This is a genomic window from Pseudomonas sp. B111, from assembly GCF_026428275.1.
Taxonomy (GTDB): Bacteria; Pseudomonadota; Gammaproteobacteria; order Pseudomonadales; family Pseudomonadaceae; genus Pseudomonas; species Pseudomonas aeruginosa.
In genome coordinates this window covers 4,791,409-4,813,598 of the sequence record NZ_CP097857.1, presented here as the reverse complement: position 1 = coordinate 4,813,598, position 22,190 = coordinate 4,791,409, and the positions used below count along the sequence as shown (strand labels likewise).

The 22,190-nt window shown below is 64.3% G+C and carries 15 protein-coding genes; 13 read left to right on the top strand and 2 right to left on the bottom strand.

Going from position 1 to position 22,190, the window contains the following annotated elements:
* Positions 1-165 precede the first annotated feature (165 nt).
* Positions 166-2,385, bottom strand: a complete 2,220-nt coding sequence (locus tag M6E97_RS22270) for a primosomal protein N' (RefSeq protein WP_003110891.1) — start codon at positions 2,383-2,385, stop codon at positions 166-168.
* 175 nt (positions 2,386-2,560) lie between these two features.
* Between M6E97_RS22270 and rpmE the strand changes: the two genes are divergently transcribed.
* The 4 genes from rpmE (at position 2,561) to M6E97_RS22250 (ending at position 6,410) form a co-directional block, all read left to right on the top strand.
* Positions 2,561-2,776, top strand: coding sequence for a 50S ribosomal protein L31 (rpmE, locus tag M6E97_RS22265; protein ID WP_003095846.1), 216 nt, complete (start codon positions 2,561-2,563; stop codon positions 2,774-2,776).
* Between the two features lie 59 nt (positions 2,777-2,835).
* Positions 2,836-3,603: a thermonuclease family protein gene (locus M6E97_RS22260; RefSeq protein ID WP_003103280.1), complete on the top strand. Its 768-nt coding sequence runs from the start codon at positions 2,836-2,838 to the stop codon at positions 3,601-3,603.
* Entirely contained in the window at positions 3,600-5,039 is a 1,440-nt protein-coding gene (locus M6E97_RS22255) for a M48 family metalloprotease (protein WP_003095844.1), read from the top strand. The genes M6E97_RS22260 and M6E97_RS22255 overlap by 4 nt, the downstream gene beginning before the upstream one ends.
* 102 nt (positions 5,040-5,141) lie before the next feature.
* A complete protein-coding gene (locus tag M6E97_RS22250) occupies positions 5,142-6,410 on the top strand; it encodes a malic enzyme (RefSeq protein ID WP_003095842.1) in 1,269 nt (422 codons plus the stop codon).
* Between the two features lie 95 nt (positions 6,411-6,505).
* Here M6E97_RS22250 and M6E97_RS22245 read toward each other — a convergent pair whose 3' ends face one another.
* Complete coding sequence (locus M6E97_RS22245; protein WP_003135771.1) at positions 6,506-8,977, bottom strand: penicillin-binding protein 1A; 2,472 nt, start codon at positions 8,975-8,977, stop codon at positions 6,506-6,508.
* A gap of 184 nt (positions 8,978-9,161) precedes the next feature.
* On the opposite strand from M6E97_RS22245, the gene pilM reads away from it, so the two are divergent.
* From pilM to gltB, 9 genes are all read left to right on the top strand, one after another.
* The gene (pilM, locus tag M6E97_RS22240) at positions 9,162-10,226 is read left to right on the top strand and encodes a type IV pilus assembly protein PilM (RefSeq protein WP_003110888.1); all 1,065 of its coding nucleotides are present in this window, start codon (positions 9,162-9,164) and stop codon (positions 10,224-10,226) included.
* Positions 10,226-10,822, top strand: coding sequence for a type 4a pilus biogenesis protein PilN (gene pilN / locus M6E97_RS22235; protein WP_003141783.1), 597 nt, complete (start codon positions 10,226-10,228; stop codon positions 10,820-10,822). The genes pilM and pilN overlap by 1 nt, the downstream gene beginning before the upstream one ends.
* The gene (pilO, locus tag M6E97_RS22230) at positions 10,819-11,442 is read left to right on the top strand and encodes a type 4a pilus biogenesis protein PilO (RefSeq protein WP_003116135.1); all 624 of its coding nucleotides are present in this window, start codon (positions 10,819-10,821) and stop codon (positions 11,440-11,442) included. Before pilN ends, pilO begins: the two co-directional genes overlap by 4 nt.
* Positions 11,439-11,963: a type 4a pilus biogenesis lipoprotein PilP gene (gene pilP, locus M6E97_RS22225; RefSeq protein WP_003116136.1), complete on the top strand. Its 525-nt coding sequence runs from the start codon at positions 11,439-11,441 to the stop codon at positions 11,961-11,963. The genes pilO and pilP overlap by 4 nt, the downstream gene beginning before the upstream one ends.
* Before the next feature lie 53 nt (positions 11,964-12,016).
* Positions 12,017-14,149 (top strand): type 4a pilus secretin PilQ, encoded by a 2,133-nt coding sequence (pilQ, locus tag M6E97_RS22220; protein ID WP_023100018.1) that lies wholly within the window; start codon positions 12,017-12,019, stop codon positions 14,147-14,149.
* Positions 14,150-14,160: 11 nt separating this feature from the next.
* Positions 14,161-14,679: a shikimate kinase AroK gene (gene aroK, locus M6E97_RS22215; RefSeq protein WP_003095833.1), complete on the top strand. Its 519-nt coding sequence runs from the start codon at positions 14,161-14,163 to the stop codon at positions 14,677-14,679.
* A gap of 49 nt (positions 14,680-14,728) precedes the next feature.
* Positions 14,729-15,835, top strand: coding sequence for a 3-dehydroquinate synthase (gene aroB / locus M6E97_RS22210; protein ID WP_003107839.1), 1,107 nt, complete (start codon positions 14,729-14,731; stop codon positions 15,833-15,835).
* Positions 15,836-15,841: 6 nt separating this feature from the next.
* Positions 15,842-17,497: an AAA family ATPase gene (locus tag M6E97_RS22205; RefSeq protein WP_003141778.1), complete on the top strand. Its 1,656-nt coding sequence runs from the start codon at positions 15,842-15,844 to the stop codon at positions 17,495-17,497.
* Between the two features lie 224 nt (positions 17,498-17,721).
* The gene (gene gltB / locus M6E97_RS22200) at positions 17,722-22,167 is read left to right on the top strand and encodes a glutamate synthase large subunit (protein WP_003103700.1); all 4,446 of its coding nucleotides are present in this window, start codon (positions 17,722-17,724) and stop codon (positions 22,165-22,167) included.
* Positions 22,168-22,190: the final 23 nt, after the last annotated feature.

Here is a 22,190-nt window from a genome sequence, read left to right as displayed (position 1 = left end):
CACTCCCCGCGATGTGCGCGGGGTGGCCGGTCGAGGCTCAGAACCGCGCATTATCCGTGGGCGGACAGGCGTTGCCAACCGTTGCGGCGATTAGCCGACAGTTTGCGCCGGACATCGCGGATTCCGGCTGACCCCAGTCAAGCGGGGCGTCTTCCTGGAAGGCGCTCAGAACAGGTCGATCGGATCGATATCGAGCGACCAGCGCACCTGGCGCCCGCCGGGCAACTGTTCGAGGCTCTGCAGCCAGGGCGTCAGCAGGCGATGCAGCGGCGCCCGGCTCATGCACTGCAGCAGCAGTTGCGCGCGGTGCTTGCCGGCACGCCGCTCCATGGGCGCGGGCACCGGCCCGAGCAGTTCCACCTCCGGTCCGCCCATCTGCTCGAGCAATTGCTCGGCGGCACTGCAGGCGCTGTCGAGGAAGGCTTCCGCCTGGCCCGGCTTGTGCGCTTCGGCGCGCAGCAGGGCGAGGTGGGCGAAGGGCGGCAGGCCGGCGGCGCGGCGTTCGCTGAGGGCCTGTTCGGCAAAGGCGAAGTAGCCGTCCTCGGTGAGCTGGACCAGCAGCGGGTGATCGGCCAGGTGGGTCTGGATCAGTACCCGCCCGGGCTCCTCGGCGCGTCCTGCGCGGCCGGCGACCTGGACGATCTGCTGGGCCATGCGTTCGCTGGCGCGGAAGTCGGCGGAAAACAGGCCGCCATCGGCATCGAGGATCGCCACCAGGGTGACCCGTGGGAAGTGGTGCCCCTTGGCGAGCATCTGGGTGCCGACCAGGATGCATGGCTCACCGCTGTTGATGGTGGCGAAGAGGTCGCGCATGGCGTGCTTGCGCGAGGTGCTGTCGCGGTCGATGCGCAGCACCGGATGGTTCGGGAAGAGAATCCGCAGGCGTTCCTCGGCGCGCTCGGTGCCGGCGCCTACCGGACGCAGGTCGAGCTTGCCGCATTGCGGGCAGTTCATCGGCGGCCGCTGGCGGTGGTCGCAGTGGTGGCAGCGCAACTCGCCGCTGCCCTGGTGCACGGTCATCCGCGCGTCGCAGCGCGGGCATTGGCTGATCCAGCCGCAGTCGTGGCAAAGCAGGGTCGGAGCGAAGCCGCGGCGATTGAGGAATACCAGGACCTGCTGGCCGGCCGCCAGGGTATCGCCGATGGCCTGTTGCAGCGGACGGGAAAGGCCGGCGTCGAGCGGCATGCTCTTCACGTCGAGGCGGATGAACTTCGGCGGGTGCGCGCCACCGGCGCGCTGGGTCAGGCGCAGCAGGCCGTAGCGGCCGGCCTGGGCGTTGTGCAGGCTTTCCAGGGCGGGCGTGGCCGAACCGAGCAGGATCGGCACGTTCTCCAGGCGCGCGCGTACCAGTGCCAGGTCGCGGGCGTGGTAGCGCAGGCCGTCCTGCTGTTTATAGGAGGCGTCGTGTTCCTCGTCGACGATGATCAGTCCCGGCCGCTTCAGCGGCGTGAACAGTGCCGAGCGGGTGCCGATGACGATGTCGGCCTCGCCATCCCGGGCGGCGAGCCAGGCGTCGAGGCGCTCGCGGTCGGTCAGGGCCGAATGCAGCAGGGCGATGCGCGCGTTGAAGCGGCGTTCGAAACGCGCCAGGGTCTGCGGGCCCAGGTTGATCTCGGGAATCAGCACCAGGGCCTGGCGGCCTGCGGCCAGGGTTTCGCGGATCAGTTGCAGGTAGACCTCGGTCTTGCCGCTGCCGGTGACCCCGGCCAGCAGGAAGCAATGGAAACCGCCGTGGCTGGCGCGAACCGCCTCGAAGGCGGCGCGCTGCTCGGGGTTCAGCGGCAACTCCGCCTGGGCCAGCCAGCCGCCTTCGCGCGGCGGGGTGCTGTGGCGCCGCACCTCCAGTTCGACCAGGCCTTTTTCCTTGAGCAGGTCGAGGCTGTCCTTGTTTATTTCCAGTTGGTTCAGCAACTCATGGGAAACCCCGTGCGGATGCTGCTTGAGAATCGCCAGGGCCTGGCGCTGGCGCGGCGCCCGGGCCAGGCGCGGATCGTCGAGGCTGGATTGCGCGGTGGCATGCCAGAAGCGCTGCTGGCGCGCCTCGGCCGGCTCGCCCTGGCGCAACAGGTTGGGCAGCGCCCAGGACAGGGTGTCGCCGAGGCTGTGCTGGTAGTACTGGGCGGTCCAGCGACAGAGTTCGAGCAGGTGCGCCGGCATCGGCGGCTTGGCGTCGAGTACCCTGAGGGCAGGCTTGAGCTTGTCTTCGGGTACTTCGGAACGGTCCGTCACCTCTATCAGAACGCCAACCAGCTCCCGGCGCCCGAACGGCAGCAGCAGGCGAATCCCCGGCTGTAGGGCGCTGCGCGGAATGCCGCGGGGCGCGCGGTAGTCGAACAGGCGGCGGAGTGGCGAAGGCAGGGCTAGGCGTAGGATCAGGTCTGACACTCAGCGGCTTCCGGGGATGAAGGAAACGAGGACTGGGCCGGCGATGTTAGCAGACGACCGGCGGGCGGGGTCGCTTGCATAGATGAATCGGTCTGGTATGATCCACGCCCTTAATTACGTGCGGTGCCTGGTAAACGCGCTGGGTGGCGGCACACAACGCCTCGAGGATTGAATCATGAAAGCGGACATCCATCCGACTTACGAAGCTATCGAAGCTACCTGCAGCTGCGGTAACGTCATCAAGACCCGTTCCACCCTGTGCAAGCCGATCCACCTGGACGTGTGCTCCGAATGCCACCCGTTCTACACCGGCAAGCAGAAGGTGCTGGACACCGGCGGCCGTATCGACCGCTTCAAGCAGCGTTTCGGCGTATTCGGCGCCACCAAGTAAGCCGCTTGCCGCGAACGCGCGCAATGCTACTTGTCGCTGTACCGAGAAAGGCGTCCCTGGTGGGCGCCTTTTTCATGTCCGTGGTTTCCGCCTTCGCCGGTGCGGCGGAGGCCTGCCGGCCTACCGGTGCCTTGCAGAACGTCGAGGTGGCGCGGGTGGTGGACGGCGATACCGTGCGCCTGCGCGATGGCCGCAGCGTGCGGCTGATCGGTATCAATGCGCCTGAACTGGCGCACAACGGCCGCACCACCGAGCCCTTCGCCGAAGCCGCGAAGCAGCGGCTGCAGGCGCTGGTATCGGCCAGCGACGGGCGTCTCGCCCTGCAGCCGGGCCGCCAGGCCCGCGATCACTACGGGCGGACCCTGGCGCACCTGTTCGATGCCAGCGGCGCCAACCTCGAGGCGCGCCTGCTCGGCGAGGGCCTGGGCTACCTGGTGGCGGTCGCGCCGAACACCGAGCTGACGGCCTGTCAGCAAGCGGCGGAACGTGCCGCGCGTTCGGCTAATCTGGGTGTATGGAAGCGTTCGCCGGTGCTTTCGCTCGATCGACTGGCGCAGAGCGGCTTCGCCGTGGTCCGCGGGCGGGTGCTCGAGGTCGAACGCAACCGGGGCGGTATCTGGCTGGAGATGGACGGTCCGCTGGTCCTGCGGATCGAGCCGAAGGTGCTCAAGGCGTTCGATGCGAAACGGGTGATGCAGATGGCGGGACGTTCGCTGGAAGTGCGTGGTTGGGTGGTCGATCGTTCCCGCCGTGGCGCTGTGCCGGCCGGCAAGGCGCGCTGGCAGATGTCGGTGACCGATCCGGCGATGCTGGAATGGTTGCCATGAAGACCGCCTGGCTCCTGCTGCTGTTGCTGGGAGTCGGCGCGCTGGGCGGCTGCGCGGTGAACCCGGCCACCGGCAAGAGCGATTTCGTGATGATGAGCGAGCAGCAGGAACTCGGCATGGGCGCTCGCTACAACCAGGAAATCCTCAAGCAGTTCCCCCGCTACAACGATGAAAAGCTCCAGGCCTACGTGCAACGGGTAGGCGAGCGGGTCGCCCGCAGCAGCCACCGCAGCAACCTGCAATATCATTTCACTGTCATCGATTCGCCAGACATCAACGCCTTCGCCCTGCCGGGCGGCTACATCTATATCCATCGCGGACTGATCGCCTACCTTGGCTCCGAGGCCGAACTGGCCGCGGTGCTCGGTCATGAGGTCGGCCATGTCACGGCGCGCCACAGCGTGCGCCAGCAGAGCCAGGCCAGCGCCTGGAACATCCTTGGCCAGGCGGTGGCGATCGGCACCGGGGTCGGCGCCGCCGGCGACCTGGCCAACGTGCTCGGCACGGCCTTCGTCCGCGGCTACGGGCGTGACATGGAGCTGGAGGCCGATGGTCTCGGCGCCCAGTACCTGGCCCGCGCCGGCTACGATCCGACGGCGATGATCCAGGTGGTGCGGGTGCTGAAGAACCAGGAGGACTTCGCTCGCGAAGAGGCCGCGCGTAATGGCCAGGCGGTACAGGCCGGCGGCTACCACGGATTGTTCGATACCCATCCGGACAACGACCGGCGCCTGCAGGAAGTGGTCGGCCCGGCCCGGCAACTGGCCAACGGACAGCAGGAAGTGGGGCGCGAGGTCTTTCTTCGCCATCTGGAAGGCATGCCGTTCGGCGACTCGGCATCGGCCGGTGTGCGTCGCGGGCAGAACTTCTACCATGCCGAGCTGGACTTCACCCTGAGCTATCCGGCGGGCTGGAAGATCCTCAACCAGCCCAGCGCCCTGCTTGGCTATCCGGCGGACGAGCAGTCGTTCATCGGCATGAAGCTGGTGCCCCATGATTCCCGCCTGACGCCCGCGGAGTTCCTGCGCAAGAACGCCGGGCAACGGCTGGCCCAGGAAGAGTCGCTGAAGCAGGCCGGGCTGAACGGCTACACGGCGGTGGTGCCAGGCAACCCGGCGCGACGGGTTGCTGTGATCTACCAGGGCGACCGCGCCTACCTGTTCGTCGGCGTGGTCAAGGTCGGTTCCCTGGAGACCCAGGACGACCGCTTCCTCAGCGTGATCCGCAGCTTCCGTCCGCTGCGCGACAAGGAGCGGGCCCTGGCGCAGCCGCGACGCCTGCATCTGGTGCAGGTCAAGGCGGGGCAGACGCTGGAGCAATTGGCGGCTGGCGGCGAGGGGTCATTGAGTGACTCCGTGGCTCGTCTGCGTCTGCTGAATGACCTTTATCCGAGCGGTGAACCCCGTCCGGGCGATTGGCTTAAAGTCGTACGCTAGAGGTCTTGACAGCCGGGTCCTGACGATCTTGTGGGGCGTCGTCTTCTTGCGTATGCTCGGTCGCCCCGTCTGTCCAACAAGCAATAAAGCGGAAGTGCCCAAATGTCCGATCTTAAAACCGCTGCCCTCGAATATCACGCACAACCCCGTCCGGGAAAACTGAGTGTCGAGCTGACCAAACCCACCGCTACCGCCCGGGACCTGTCCCTGGCCTACAGCCCGGGTGTCGCCGAGCCGGTGCGTGAAATCGCCCGCGATGCCGAGCTGGCCTATCAGTACACCGGCAAGGGCAACCTGGTGGCAGTGATTTCCGACGGCACCGCGATTCTCGGCCTGGGTAACCTCGGCCCGCTGGCCTCCAAGCCGGTGATGGAAGGCAAGGGTGTGCTGTTCAAGCGCTTCGCCGGCATCGACGTGTTCGACATCGAGGTCGACGCCGAGAGCCCGCAGGCTTTCATCGATACCGTCAAGCGTATTTCCATCACCTTCGGCGGTATCAACCTCGAGGACATCAAGGCTCCCGAGTGTTTCGAGATCGAGCGCGCGCTGATCGAACAGTGCGACATCCCGGTGTTCCACGATGACCAGCACGGCACCGCCATTGTGACCGCGGCGGGCATGCTCAACGCGCTGGAACTGGCCGGGAAGAAGCTGGAAGAAGCGAAGATCGTCTGCCTCGGCGCCGGCGCTGCCGCCATCTCCTGCATGAAGCTGCTGGTGAGCATGGGCGCCAAGGTCGAGAACATCTACATGATCGACCGCAAGGGCGTGATCCACGCCGGTCGCGACGATCTGAACCAGTACAAGTCGGTGTTCGCCACCGAGACCGACAAGCGTACCCTGGCCGACGCCCTGGAGGGCGCCGACGTGTTCGTCGGCCTGTCCGGCGCCAACCTGCTGGAGCCGGAAGACCTCAAGCGCATGGCGCCGAACCCGATCGTGTTCGCCTGCTCGAACCCGGACCCGGAGATCAAGCCGGAACTGGCCCATGCCACCCGCAACGACGTGATCATGGCTACCGGACGTTCCGACTATCCGAACCAGGTCAACAACGTGCTCGGTTTCCCCTTCATCTTCCGCGGTGCCCTGGACGTACGTGCCACGCGCATCAACGAAGAGATGAAGATCGCCGCCGCCCTGGCCCTGCGCGACCTGGCCAAGCAGCCGGTCCCGGAGGACGTCTGCGCCGCCTATGGCGTGGACAAGCTGGAATTCGGCCGCGAGTACATCATTCCGAAGCCGATGGACAAGCGCCTGATCACCGTGGTTTCCGATGCCGTGGCCAAGGCTGCCATCGAGACCGGCGTGGCTACCCTGCCGTATCCGAAGAACTATCCGCTGAAATCGGTGGACGAAGTCTTCAACGGCTGATCGATCCGCCGGATAAAAAGAAACCCCGCCTTGGCGGGGTTTCTTTTTGCCTGCGCCTCGCGCTCCGTCGTCGTCGACGAAGCGCCGGCGCCGGTTCAAAACAGGTCGATCGGCGCGCCTTCGTCATCCGGCAGCGGGCTGCCAGGGAAGCTGCCCGGCGGCAGTTCGTTGACCGAGGGCGGGGTGTCCTCGTTCTTGAACATCTCGAAATAGGCGCCGGGAGTGCCCGGCGCGGCCGAACGGCCGGTTACCGGGTCGATGCGCAGGCTGACGATGCCTGGCGGCTCGGCCATGGTGTGCATCGGCTTGTCCTTGAGGGCGAAGCCCATGTACCTGATCCAGATCGGCAGCGCGACGGTACCGCCGTACTCGCGGCGACCCAGGGTCTCCGGCTGGTCGAAGCCGACCCAGACGCTGGTCACGTAGTCGGAGTTGTAGCCGGAGAACCAGCCATCCTTGGAATCGTTGGTGGTGCCGGTCTTGCCGGCCAGGTCGGTGCGCTTCAGCGCCAGAGCGCGGCGCCCGGTACCGCGCTTGATCACGTCCTGCAGCATGCTGGTCATGATATAGGCGGTACGGGCATCGATGATCCGTTCGGCCGGGGTCGGCTCGAAGGTGGTCTGGGCCTTGGCGGCGACTTGCTGGGCTTCGATCGAACCTTCGCCTTCGGCGCTCTCCGGATGCTCGGGGTCGCCAGGATTCCCGGCGTCTTCCGCATCCGGCGCAGCGACCTGTTCTTCCACCGGCACGCGGGGCGGATTGGCCTGGTACAGCACCTGTCCGTCGCGGCTCTCGATGCGTTCGATGACGTACGGATTGACCTTGTAGCCGCCGTTGGCGAATACGCTCCAGGCGCCGGCGATTTCCATCGGTGTGACTGTCGCGGTACCCAGGGCCAGGGAGAAGTTGCGCGGCAGTTCGTCGCGCTGGAAGCCGAACTTGGTGATGTAGCTGATCGCCCGCTCGATGCCCAGGCCCTGCAGGACGCGGATCGAGACCATGTTGCGGGACTTGTACAGGGCTTCGCGCAGCGGGATCGGGCCGAGGAAGGTGTTGGTGTCGTTCTTCGGTCGCCAGACCTTGTCCAGGTACTCGTCGACGAACACGATCGGCGCATCGTTGACCAGGCTGGCGGCGGTGAAACCGTTGTCCAGGGCCGCGCTGTAGATGAACGGCTTGAAACTGGAGCCCGGCTGGCGCTTGGCCTGGATCGCGCGGTTGTAGTTGCTCTGCTCGAAGGAGAAGCCGCCGACCAGCGAGCGGATCGCCCCGTCCTTCGGGTCGAGGGAGATCAGCGCGCTCTGTGCGGCGGGAATCTGTACGAAGCGCAGGGTGCCGTCTTCCTGGCGCTGCACGCGGATCTGGTCGCCGGCCTGGGCCACGTCGGCGGGCTGGCGCGGCATCGGGCCCATGCTGTTGTTGCTGAGGAAGGGGCGTGCCCATTTCATGCTGTCCCAGGTCACGGCTTCTTCCTTGCCGTCGCGGGTCATCACCATGATCCCGCTCTTTTCCACCTGGGTGACGATCGCCGGCTCCAGGCCGCCGATGCTGCGCTGCTGGCCCAGGTGCTTGAGCCAGGCGTCGCGGGTCTGGCCCGGCAGGCGGGTCTCCGGGCCGCGGTAGCCGTGGCGCTGGTCATAGTCGATGAGGCCGTCGCGGACCGATTGGCTGGCGGCGTTCTGCAGGTCGCTGCGGACCGTGGTAATGACCTTGTAGCCCTCGGTATAGGCCTCGCTGCCGTAGCGGCCGACCATCTCGGCACGGGCCATCTCGGCGATGTAGGGCGCATTCAGTTCGGGGGTCTGCACGTGGTAGGAGGCGTTGATCGGCTCCTCGACGGCGGCCTGGTAGCGCTGCTGGTCGATGAAGCCGAGCTTGAGCATGCGCTCGAGGATCCAGTTGCGCCGTTCCGTGCTGCGGGTCGGGTTGACCAGCGGGTTGTAGCGCGAGGGCGCTTTCGGCAGGCCGGCGATCATCGCCATCTCGGCCAGGCTCAAGTCTTTGATCGGCTTGCCGTAATAGACCTGTGCGGCAGCCTCGATGCCATAGGCACGGTTGCCCAGGTAGATCTTGTTGACGTAAAGCTCGAGGATCTCGTCCTTGGTCAGCTGTCGCTCGATCTGCAGGGCCAGGAGGATTTCATTGATCTTTCGCGAGAAGCTTCTTTCATTGGTAAGGAAGTAGTTCTTCGCTACCTGCATGGTGATGGTGCTGCCGCCAGTCTGGATGTGACCGCTTTTCAATAATTGCGCGGCGGCGCGCATTAGGCTTTTCACATCGACGCCATAATGGTTGGCGAAATTGTCGTCCTCGGCGGACAGCAGGGCATGGATGAAGTCCTGCGGGATGTTGGCGAAGCGGATCGGCGTCCGGCGCATCTCGCCGAACTCGGAGATCAGCTTGCCGTCCTCGCTGTAGACCTTGAGGGGGATCTGCAGCTGGACGTTACGCAGAGCTTCCACCGAGGGCAGGCTGGGACTCAGATAGAGATAGGCGCCGCTGAAACTGAGCAGCACTCCACAAATCAGGGTGACGCAAGTCCACCACAGGAACTTCAGCAGGCGCATGGGTAGATTCGGATTTCCAGGAAAAAGAAAGAGTTAAGCGAATAGGACAGGAAAAAGGCAAAAGCTGTTCACATTATAAGCAATTTTTCTGTGACCTAGCCATTTGCCTGGCCTTCGGCTCTGGTATCTAATGTGAAAAAAGAAGAATCGTTCGTAAGTATTGAACGCTAATAGGGAATTGGTCGTGCTAGGGCTCATAAAGAAGAAAGCGAACACCTTGCTGGGGATCGACATCAGCTCGACCTCGGTAAAGCTCCTTGAGTTGAGCCGCTCCGGAGGCCGCTACAAAGTGGAGGCCTATGCCGTCGAGCCGCTTCCGCCGAATGCAGTCGTGGAAAAGAACATCGTCGAGCTGGAAGGGGTCGGCCAGGCGTTGTCACGGGTGCTGGTCAAGGCGAAAACCAACCTGAAGTCGGCCGTGGTCGCCGTCGCCGGTTCGGCGGTGATCACCAAGACCATCGAGATGGAGGCCGGGCTTTCCGAGGATGAACTGGAAAACCAGCTGAAGATCGAGGCCGACCAGTACATCCCCTATCCGCTGGAGGAAGTCGCCATCGACTTCGAGGTCCAGGGACTCTCCGCGCGCAATCCCGAGCGCGTGGACGTACTCCTGGCCGCCTGTCGGAAAGAGAACGTCGAGGTTCGCGAAGCGGCCCTGGCGCTGGCCGGCCTGACCGCCAAGGTGGTCGACGTCGAGGCCTACGCGCTGGAGCGCTCCTATGCGCTGCTGAGCAGCCAGCTGGGTGCCGACACCGACCAGTTGACCGTGGCGGTAGTGGACATCGGCGCGACCATGACCACCCTGAGCGTCCTGCACAACGGACGCACCATCTATACCCGCGAACAGCTGTTCGGCGGTCGCCAGCTCACCGAGGAGATCCAGCGGCGTTACGGACTCTCGGTGGAGGAAGCCGGCCTCGCCAAGAAGCAGGGCGGTCTTCCGGATGACTACGACAGCGAAGTTCTGCGTCCGTTCAAGGACGCCGTGGTGCAGCAGGTTTCCCGCTCGCTGCAGTTCTTCTTCGCCGCCGGACAGTTCAACGACGTCGACTACATCGTCCTGGCGGGCGGTACGGCGTCTATCCAGGATCTCGATCGGTTGATCCAGCAGAAGATCGGCACCCCGACCCTGGTCGCCAACCCGTTCGCCGACATGGCGCTGAACGGCAAGGTGAATGCCGGCGCCCTGGCCAGCGACGCTCCGGCGTTGATGATCGCCTGCGGCCTGGCGTTGAGGAGTTTCGACTGATGGCACGGATCAACCTTCTACCCTGGCGCGAAGAGCTGCGCGAGCAGCGCAAGCAGCAGTTCCTGGTGATTCTTGGCGGCGTCCTTTTGGTTTCCGGCGCACTGGTGTTTCTTGGTGGCCAATATCTCAACACTGCGATTGAGCATCAGGGCGCGCGCAACGACTTCCTGCGCAAGGAGATCGTTGTGCTGGATGCGCGGATCAAGGAAATCAGCGAGTTGAGATCGCGGCGCCAGCAGTTGCTCGAGCGGATGAAGATCATTCAGGACCTGCAGGGCAACCGCCCGATCATTGGTCGGGTGTTCGACCAACTGGTGCGCACCTTGCCTGACGGTGTGTATTTCACCGACCTGAAGATGACCGGCAAGAACATCGCCATCGCCGGCGCGGCCGAGTCCAACAACCGCGTTTCCAATCTCATGCGCAACATGGACGCGTCCGAGTGGCTGACCGCTCCGACCCTGAACGAGGTCAAGGCGGTGACCCAGGGCGCGGTGGACCAGGCCAACGTGTTCCAACTGACCGTGCAGCAGACGCAGCCCGGCGAGGAAGACGCCAAGGCGAAGCATGGGGTTGCGCAAGGAGCCAAGAAATGAGTCTGGCCAGTTCCCTGGAAAGTCTGCGCAAGATCGACGTAAACGACCTCGATCTGAACAACATCGGTTCCTGGCCGGCGGCGGTCAAGGTCATCGTCTGCGTGCTGCTGACCGCGGCGGTCCTGGCGCTGGGCTACAACTTCCATCTCCGTGACTTGCAAACACAGCTCGAACAGCAGGCTGCGCAAGAAGAATCGCTCAAGCAGCAATTTGCTACCAAAGCGTTCCAGGCCGCGAACCTGGAAGCCTACAAGGCACAGATGAAGGAGATGGAGGAGTCCTTCGGCGCCTTGCTGCGGCAGTTGCCCAGCGACACCGAGGTACCCGGGCTGCTCGAGGACATCACTCGTACCGGTCTGGGCAGCGGCCTGGAGTTCGAGGAGATCAAGCTGCTCCCTGAAGTCACTCAGCAGTTCTATATCGAGCTGCCGATCCAGATCAGCGTGGTCGGCGGCTACCACGACCTGGCGACCTTCGTCAGCGGCGTGTCCAGCCTGCCGCGGATCGTTACCCTGCATGACTTCGAGATCAAGCCGGCTTCGCCCGATAACACCTCGAAGCTGCGCATGAGCATCTTGGCCAAGACCTACCGCTACAACGACAAGGGGCTGAAGAAATGAGAGCCCGCCTGATTCTGAGCAGCTTGCTGCTCACCATGCTTGCCGGTTGCGGCGCGAATTCCGAGTTCGGCGATCTTCAAGCCTATATGAACGAGGTACGTGCTCGACCTAAGGGCAATATCGAGCCTCTGCCGAAGTTTCAGCCATATGAAGCTTTTACTTATAGCGCTTCGAACCTGCGTAGTCCGTTCCAGCCGCCGGTGAAGATCGACCTGACCGTGCGGCAGAAAGGCAACAAGGTGGTTAAACCCGACGAGACACGGGTCAAGCAGTTCCTGGAAGGTTTCAACATCGAAACCTTCGAGATGGTCGGCACACTGTCCAACGCCCAGGGTACCTTCGCCTTGGTGAAGGGCGCAGGTGGCGTGCATCGGGTGAGGGTCGGGGACTACCTGGGACGCAACGACGGCAAGGTCGTCGGCATCAGCGAAGGAAAAATAGACGTGATTGAAATCGTTCCTGACGGAGAGGGGAACTGGCTGGAGCGTCCGCGCAGCCTGACTCTCAAGGAACGCTCCTGAGGGCGGGGAAAAACATGCATAACCAACAGCAGTCTGTACAACGGAGTCGGACGATGAACAGTGGCCTCTCGCGCCTCGGGATCGCTTTGCTGGCCGCCATGTTCGCGCCGGCATTGCTCGCCGCGGACCTGGAGAAACTCGACGTGGCGGCACTGCCTGGCGACCGGGTCGAGCTAAAGCTGCAGTTCGACGAGCCCGTCGCCGCGCCGCGTGGCTATACCATCGAGCAGCCGGCGCGAATCGCCCTCGATCTGCCGGGGGTGCAGAACAAGCTCGGCACCAAGAACCGCGAGCTGAGCGTGGGCAATACGCGCAGCGTCACGGTGGTCGAGGCGAAGGATCGCACACGGTTGATCATCAACCTGACCACGCTGTCGTCCTACACCACCCGGGTGGAAGGCAACAACCTCTTCGTGGTGGTCGGCAATTCGCCGGCCGGCGCCAGCGTCGCTTCCGCCGCTCCGGTCAGGGCAAGCCCGGCTCCGGCCAGCTATGCCCAGCCGATCAAGCCCAAGCCGTACGTGCCGGCGGGTCGTGCCATCCGCAACATCGATTTCCAGCGTGGCGAAAAGGGCGAGGGCAACGTGGTCATCGACCTGTCCGACCCGACCTTGAGCCCGGATATCCAGGAGCAGGGCGGCAAGATCCGCCTGGACTTCGCCAAGACCCAACTGCCGGATGCGCTGCGGGTTCGCCTGGACGTCAAGGACTTCGCCACGCCGGTGCAGTTCGTCAACGCCAGCGCGCAATCCGACCGTACCAGCATCACCATCGAGCCGAGCGGGCTCTACGACTACCTGGTCTACCAGACCGACAATCGCCTGACCGTCAGCATCAAACCGATGACCACGGAAGACGCCGAGCGGCGCAAGAAGGACAATTTCGCCTATACCGGCGAGAAGCTGTCGCTGAACTTCCAGGACATCGACGTGCGTTCGGTACTGCAGCTGATCGCCGACTTCACCGACCTGAATCTGGTGGCCTCGGATACCGTGCAGGGCAATATCACCCTGCGCCTGCAGAACGTGCCGTGGGACCAGGCGCTGGACCTGGTGCTGAAGACCAAGGGCCTGGACAAGCGCAAGCTCGGCAACGTGCTGCTGGTGGCCCCGGCCGACGAGATCGCCGCCCGTGAGCGCCAGGAGCTGGAAGCGCAGAAGCAGATCGCCGAGTTGGCGCCACTGCGTCGGGAACTGATCCAGGTGAACTACGCCAAGGCCGCGGACATTGCCAAGCTGTTCCAGTCGGTTACTAGTAGTGGCGAAGAGAAAGAAAATTCTCGTGGTTCGATTACCGTAGATGACCGTACCAACAGCATCATTGCCTATCAGCCGCAGGAGCGGCTGGACGAGCTACGCCGAATCGTTTCCCAGTTGGACATCCCGGTTCGTCAGGTGATGATCGAGGCCCGTATCGTCGAGGCCAACGTGGGGTACGACAAGAGTCTTGGTGTGCGTTGGGGTGGTGCCTACCACAATGGCAACTGGAACAGCTACGGCAAGAACGGCAACATGGGCATCAAGGATAAGGAAGGTTACAACTGCGGGCCGTTCCAGGGGCAGTGTACGTTCCCGACCAGAGATAATTCTCCGACCCCATTTGTGGATATGGGGGCCAAGGATGCTAGTTCCGGTATCGGTATTGGCTTTATCACCGATAACATCATTCTTGACTTGCAATTATCGGCCATGGAGAAAACCGGGAACGGCGAAGTGGTTTCGCAACCCAAGGTCGTAACTTCTGACAAGGAAACCGCGAAGATCCTAAAGGGATCGGAGATCCCATATCAGGAGGCCAGTTCCAGTGGTGCGACCAGCACCTCGTTCAAGGAGGCCGCTCTTTCTCTGGAGGTGACGCCGCAGATCACTCCAGACAATCGGATCATCGTTGAGGTGAAGGTGACCAAGGATGCTCCCGACTTCCAGAATGCTTTGAATGGAGTTCCTCCGATCAACAAGAACGAGGTTAACGCCAAGATTCTGGTCAACGATGGTGAAACCATCGTTATCGGCGGTGTATTCAGCAACACCCAGACAAAGGCTGTCGACAAGGTACCCTTCCTCGGTGACCTGCCTTACTTGGGCCGTTTGTTCCGCCGCGATACGGTCTCCGATACGAAAAACGAACTTCTGGTTTTCCTGACACCGCGGATCATGAATAATCAGGCCATCGCAATCGGTCGCTGATATCGAACAACGTGGTCAACCTGATCCTCGTCGGCCCGATGGGTGCTGGAAAGAGCACCATCGGGCGCCTGCTCGCCAAGGAGCTGCATCTCGCGTTCAAGGACTCCGACAAGGAGATCGAACAGCGGTGCGGCGCGAATATCCCATGGATCTTCGATGTCGAGGGCGAGGTCGGTTTCCGCGAGCGTGAGCAGGCCATGCTCACCGAACTCTGCGCCGCCGACGGCATGGTGATCGCCACCGGCGGCGGGGCGGTGATGCGCGACGGTAACCGCCAGGTGCTGCGCGCCGGTGGCCGGGTTGTGTACCTGCATGCCTCGGTCGAGCACCAGATCGCGCGCACGGCGCGGGACCGCAACCGCCCCTTGTTGCAGAAGCCCAACCCGGGACAGATCCTCCGCGACCTGATGGCGCTGCGCGACCCGCTCTACCGCGAAATCGCCGATGTGGTGGTGGAGACCGACGAAAGGCCGCCGCGCCTGGTCGTCCAGGAAATTCTCGAACGCCTGCGCAAGTTGCCGCCCCGCTGAGGCGCGGCGAATTGCGTTATCCTATTGCCCTTTCCTGTCTGGGGGCCTCATGCGCACACTTCACGTCGATCTAGGCGAGCGTAGCTATCCCATTTACATCGGTGAAAACCTGCTGGGCGACGCCCGCTGGTTCGCGCCGCATATCGTCGGTCGCCGGGTCGCGGTGATCAGCAACGAAACGGTCGCTCCTCTCTATCTGGAAACCCTGCTCAAGGCACTGCAAGGCCACGAGGTCACCCCTGTGGTGCTGCCCGACGGCGAGGCCTACAAGCAGTGGGAAACCCTGCAACTGATCTTCGATGCCCTGCTGAAGGAGCGGCATGACCGCAAGACTACCCTGATCGCCCTGGGCGGCGGCGTCATCGGTGACATGGCCGGTTTCGCCGCGGCCTGCTACCAGCGTGGGGTCAACTTCATCCAGGTGCCGACCACCCTGTTGTCCCAGGTCGACTCCTCGGTGGGCGGCAAGACCGGGATCAACCATCCGTTGGGCAAGAATATGATCGGTGCGTTCTACCAGCCCCAGGCGGTGGTCATCGACACCGCGTCGCTGAAGACGCTGCCGTCCCGCGAGCTGTCCGCCGGGCTGGCGGAGGTGATCAAGTACGGTTTCATTTGCGACGAACCGTTCATCACCTGGCTGGAAGAGCACATGGATGCCTTGCTGGCACTGGAGCCGACCGTTGTCACCGAGGCCATCGAGCGCTCTTGCGCGGCGAAGGCCCGCGTGGTGGGCGCCGACGAGCGCGAGTCGGGCGTGCGTGCCACGCTGAACCTCGGCCATACCTTCGGTCACGCGATCGAGACCCAGCAAGGTTACGGCGTCTGGTTGCACGGCGAAGCGGTAGGGGCGGGAACCGTGATGGCACTCGAGATGTCGCATCGGTTGGGTTGGCTGAGCGCCGCCGAGCGCGATCGCGGTATCCGTCTGCTGCGCCGGGCTGGCCTGCCCGTGGTACCGCCGGCCGAGATGACGGCGGAAGATTTTATGGAACACATGGCCGTCGACAAGAAAGTGCTCGATGGCCGCCTGCGTCTGGTTTTGCTGCAAGGACTGGGGAATGCCGTGGTCACCGGCGATTTTCCCCGTGAGATCTTGGACGCGACCCTGCGCACCGACTATCGGGCCTTGGCCGACCAGCTTGGAGATGAATGAGGTCCCATGACCAGCTTGCATGCCGATGAGGCCTTCCTGGGCCACTACCAATTCAGTCACGACCCGTTCGCGCCGCGCGTTCCGGGTTTCAAGTTCTTCCCGGCGCAGCGCAAGCCGGTGCTCGGCCAGTTGCACCATCTGGCCCGCTACAGCCAGCTCCTGCTGCTGGTCACCGGGCCCCTGGGTAGCGGCAAGACCCTGCTGCGCCAGGCGCTGGTGGCCAGCACCAACAAGGATGCGGTCCTCAGCGTGGTGATCTCGGCGCGCACCGCCGCCGACGAGACTTCGTTGCTGCGCCAAGTGGCGCAGGGCCTGAGCATCAACCAGGCGAGCCTGGAGGCGATCCTGACCAAGGTGGCGCAGCTGGCGATCACCGGGCAGGACGTCTACCTGATGGTGGACGATGCCGAGCAGCTCCAGGACAGCGCGCTGGAAGTGCTGTTGCTGCTGGCTTCCGGCACCAACGAGGGACGCCTGCATGTATTCCTGTTCGGTGAGCCGTCGTTGCTGCCGCGCCTGGAGGTGTTTTCCGAGGGTGAGGAGCGCTTCCATGCCATCGAGTTGCAGCCATACAGCGAAGAGGAAACCCGCGACTACCTGGCCCAGCGTCTCGAGGGCGCCGGGCAGGGCATCGAGCTGATTTCCAACGACCTGCTGGTGGACATCCACGAGCAGTCGGAAGGCTGGCCGGGAGCGATCAACCAGGTCGCCCGCGATGCCCTGATCGAAGCGATGCTGGCCAATCGTGGCGCAGCGCGCAAGGCAACCGGAGGGTCTTTCAACTTGCCCAAGAAGCATCTGGTGATTCTTGCGGTCGTGGCCATCGGCGTGATCGCCGCCTGGTTCATGCAAGGCAAGAGCAAGCCGGAGGCGCCGCAGACCGCCTCTACCGAATTGTCCATGAATGGCGCTACGCCGGCCCAGGCCCAGCAGCCGGGCAGCGGCCCGGCCGTGGAGTTCAACGGCTCCAGCCAGCCGTTGCCGCTACCGTTGGTCGGCGAGTCGCAGCCGGTCATTCGCGAGCCGCTGGCCCAGGCCGCCGGGCAAGGTGGCGACGACGAAGGCGGCCTGCCGTCCGCCGCGGTGCCGCCTACCGTTTCCAGCTCGGCTCCTCCGGTGACGCCGCTGGCCAACAACGGCGTCACGCCGATGCATCCGGTGCCGCCGGCGCCGACCGAACCGACCGCGCCTGCGGCGACCCCGACTCCGGCGCAGACCCCGGCACCGGCCGCGCCGGTCGCCAGCGCCCCGGCCAGCAAGCCGGCCCCGGCCCCCGCTCCGGCCAAGCCGGCGGCGAGCAAGCCGGCCACCACCGCCGCGGCGAAGCCGGCCCCGGCTCCGGCCGCCAAGCCGGCCAGCGGTGGCGGTGCGGGAAGCCAGTGGTATCGCAACCAGTCTGGTGGTAACTTCGCCCTGCAGATCCTCGGTACCGGCTCCGAAGCCAATGCCCAGGCGTTCATTCGCCAGCAGGGCGGCGGCGATTTCCGCTACTTCAAGAAAACCCTGCAAGGCAAGCCGTTCTACGTCGTCACCTATGGCAGCTTCCCGAATCGTGCCGCCGCCCTGGCCGCAGTGAAAAAACTGCCGTCCAAGGTGCAGGCCGGCAAGCCGTGGCCGCGTACCTTCGCCAGCATCCAGCAGGAGATCGGCCAGGCGCATTGATCCGACCTGCCGTCGCCTCTTGACGAAACTCGCTAGTCGTTAGCATGACCGGCGGGTTTCGTCTTTCATTTTGGCGACATTGAATTTCATTTTCTCGCCGCAAAATTTGTGAGGCCTTGTGCACCTATGTACAATGGCCTCCCTTTGCCTGTCGAAAACTCGCCGCATGAGCGGGTGACAGGCGAAGTAGATGACTAAAAAAGTTTTGCCGGTGAGAGTTCCTTATGAAAGCAGGTCTGTACCATCCTGAAACGTTCAAGGATAACTGCGGATTTGGCCTGATCGCCCATATGCAGGGCGAGCCGAGCCATCAACTTCTGCAAACCGCAATCGAAGCACTGACCTGCATGACCCACCGCGGTGGGATCAATGCCGATGGCAAGACCGGGGACGGCTGCGGGCTGCTGATCCAGAAGCCCGACCTGTTCCTGCGTGCCGTCGCCAGGGAAGCCTTTTCTGTCGACCTGCCCGAGCAATACGCGGTGGGCATGGTGTTCTTCAACCAGGACCCGGTGAAAGCCGAGGCGGCACGCGAGAACATGAATCGCGAGATCGTCGCCGCCGGACTGGAGCTGGTCGGCTGGCGCAAGGTGCCGATCGATACCAGCGTTCTCGGCCGCCTGGCGCTGGAGCGCCTGCCGCAGATCGAACAGGTGTTCATCGGCGGCGCCGGCCTGAGCGACCAGGACTTCGCCATCAAGCTGTTCAGCGCACGGCGCCGCTCGTCGGTGGCCAACGCCGCCGACAGCGACCACTACATCTGCAGCTTTTCGCACAAGACCATCATCTATAAGGGCCTGATGATGCCGGCCGACCTGGCCGCCTTCTATCCGGACCTTGGCGACGAGCGCCTGCAGACCGCGATCTGCGTATTCCACCAGCGCTTCTCCACCAACACCCTGCCGAAATGGCCGCTGGCGCAGCCGTTCCGCTTCCTCGCCCACAACGGCGAGATCAACACCATCACCGGCAACCGCAACTGGGCCCAGGCACGGCGGACCAAGTTCACCAACGAACTGATCCCCGACCTGGAAGAGCTAGGCCCGCTGGTGAACCGCGTCGGCTCCGACTCGTCGAGCATGGACAACATGCTCGAACTGATGGTCACCGGCGGCATGGACCTGTTCCGCGGCCTGCGCATGATCATCCCGCCGGCCTGGCAGAACGTCGAGACCATGGACGCCGACCTGCGCGCGTTCTACGAGTACAACTCGCTGCATATGGAGCCCTGGGATGGCCCCGCCGGCGTCGTGCTGACCGACGGTCGCTATGCCGTCTGCCTGCTCGACCGCAATGGCCTGCGCCCGTCGCGCTGGGTCACCACGAAGAACGGCTACATCACCCTGGCCTCGGAAATCGGCGTCTGGGACTACAAGCCCGAGGACGTCATCGCCAAGGGTCGCGTCGGTCCGGGGCAGATCCTCGCGGTGGACACCGAGACCGGCCAGGTCCTGCACAGCGACGACATCGACAACCGCCTGAAGTCGCGCCATCCCTACAAGCAATGGCTGCGGCAGAATGCCCTGCGCATCCAGGCGACCCTGGACGACGACCATGGCGTGGCCAGCTACGACGCCGACCAGCTCAAGCAATTCATGAAGATGTTCCAGGTCACCTTCGAGGAGCGTGACCAGGTGCTGCGTCCGCTCGGTGAGCAGGGCCAGGAAGCGGTTGGCTCCATGGGCGACGATACGCCGATGGCGATCCTCTCCCGGCGCATCCGCTCTCCGTACGATTACTTCCGCCAGCAATTCGCCCAGGTCACCAACCCGCCGATCGACCCGCTGCGCGAAGCCATCGTGATGTCCCTGGAAACCTGCCTGGGCGTCGAGCAGAACATCTTCGAGGAAGCCCCGCACCATGCCAACCAGGCGATCCTCACCACTCCGGTGATCTCGCCGGCGAAGTGGCGGACCATCATGACCCTGGACCGCCCGGGCTTCGACCGCCACTTCATCGACCTCAACTACGACGAGTCGATGGGCCTGGAGGCCGCGGTGCGCAACATCGCCGACCAGGCCGAGGAAGCCGTGCGCGGCGGCAAGGTGCTGCTGATCCTCAGCGACCGCCATATCGCTCCCGGCAAACTGCCGGTGCATGCTGCCCTGGCCGTCGGCGCGGTGCACCATCGCCTGGTGCAGACCGGGCTGCGCTGCGACTCCAACATCCTGGTGGAGACCGCCACCGCCCGCGATCCGCACCATTTCGCGGTGCTGATCGGCTTCGGCGCCTCGGCGGTCTATCCGTTCCTCGCCTACGAGGTGCTGGCCGACCTGATCCGCACCGGTGAAGTGCTGGGCGACCTCTACGAGGTGTTCAAGTACTACCGCAAGGGGATCTCCAAGGGCCTGATGAAGATTCTCTCGAAGATGGGCATCTCCACCGTCGCGTCCTACCGTGGCGCGCAGCTGTTCGAGGCTGTGGGCCTGTCCGACGAGGTCACCGACCTGTGCTTCACCGGAGTCGCCAGCCGCATCCAGGGCGCGCGCTTCGTCGATATCGAGAACGAGCAGAAGCTCCTGGCCGCCGAGGCCTGGAGCAACCGCAAGCCGATCCAGCAGGGCGGCTTGCTGAAGTTCGTCTATGGCGGCGAATACCACGCCTACAACCCGGATGTGGTGAATACCCTGCAGGCTGCCGTGCAGCAGGGCGACTACGAGAAGTTCAAGGAATACACCGCGCTGGTGGACCAGCGCCCGGTGTCGATGATCCGCGACCTGTTGCAGGTGAAGACCGCCGCGCAGCCGCTGGCGCTCGACGAGGTGGAGCCGCTGGAAGCCATCTTCAAGCGCTTCGATGCCGCCGGGATTTCCCTCGGCGCGCTGTCGCCGGAGGCCCACGAGGCGCTGGCCGAGGCGATGAACACCCTGGGCGGTCGCTCCAACTCCGGCGAGGGCGGCGAGGACCCGGCGCGCTACGGCACGCTGAAGAGTTCGAAGATCAAGCAGGTGGCTACCGGCCGCTTCGGCGTGACCCCGGAATACCTGGTCAACGCCGAGGTCCTGCAGATCAAGGTGGCCCAGGGCGCCAAGCCCGGCGAGGGCGGCCAGTTGCCGGGCGGCAAGGTCAACGGCCTGATCGCCCGCCTGCGCTATGCGGTGCCCGGCGTGACCCTGATCTCGCCGCCGCCGCACCACGACATCTACTCCATCGAAGACCTGGCGCAGCTGATCTTCGACCTCAAGCAGGTCAACCCGCAGGCGCTGGTATCGGTGAAGCTGGTATCCGAGCCTGGCGTCGGCACCATCGCCGCCGGCGTGGCCAAGGCCTATGCGGACCTGATCACCATCTCCGGCTACGACGGCGGTACCGGCGCCTCGCCGATCACCTCGATCAAGTACGCCGGCTCGCCCTGGGAACTGGGCCTGGCGGAAACCCACCAGACCCTGCGCGGCAACGACCTGCGCGGCAAGGTCCGGGTGCAGACCGATGGCGGCCTGAAGACCGGCCTGGACGTGATCAAGGCGGCCATTCTCGGCGCCGAGAGCTTCGGCTTCGGCACCGCGCCGATGATCGCCCTGGGCTGCAAGTACCTGCGCATCTGCCATCTGAACAACTGCGCCACCGGCGTGGCGACGCAGAACGACAAGTTGCGCAAGGACCACTTCATCGGCACCACCGCGATGGTGATCAACTTCTTCACCTTCATCGCCACGGAAACCCGCGAGTGGCTGGCGCGCCTCGGCGTGCGCAGCCTGGGCGAGCTGATCGGCCGCACCGACCTGCTGGAGATCCTCCCCGGCGAGACCGCCAAGCAGCAGAACCTGGATCTCGCTCCGTTGCTGGGCAGTGAGCTGATCCCGGCCGACAAGCCGCAGTTCTGCGAGGTGGAGAAAAACCCGCCGTTCGACCAGGGCCTGCTGGCCGAGAAGATGGTCGAGCTGTCGAAGGCCGCCATCGAAGGCCTGAGCGGCGGCGAGTACGAGCTGGACATCTGCAACTGCGACCGATCCATCGGCGCGCGGGTATCCGGCGAGATCGCCCGCCTGCACGGCAACCAGGGCATGGCCAAGGCACCGGTGGTGTTCCGTTTCAAGGGCACCGCGGGACAGAGCTTCGGCGTGTGGAACGCCGGTGGCCTGCACCTGTACCTGGAAGGCGACGCCAACGACTACGTAGGCAAGGGCATGACCGGCGGCAAGCTGGTGATCACCCCGCCCAAGGGCAGTCCGTTCAAGACCCAGGAATCGGCCATCGTCGGCAACACCTGCCTGTACGGCGCCACCGGCGGCAAGCTGTTCGCCGCCGGAACCGCCGGCGAGCGCTTCGCCGTGCGCAACTCCGGTTCCCATGCGGTGGTGGAAGGCACCGGCGACCACTGCTGCGAATACATGACCGGCGGTTTCGTCTGCGTGCTGGGCAAGACCGGCTACAACTTCGGCTCCGGCATGACCGGGGGCTTCGCCTACGTCCTCGACATGGACAACACTTTCGTCGACCGCGTGAACCACGAGCTGGTGGAAATCCAGCGGATCAGCGGCGAGGCGATGGAGGCCTATCGCAGCCACCTGCGCAAGGTCCTGGTCGAGTACGTGAACGAAACGGCAAGCGAGTGGGGCGCGAACATCCTGGAAAACCTGGATGACTACCTGCGTCGGTTCTGGCTGGTGAAACCGAAGGCGGCCAGCCTCGGTTCGCTGCTGACCAGCACCCGTGCCAACCCGCAATAAGCGCCCGAAGTTGTGATGAGGTT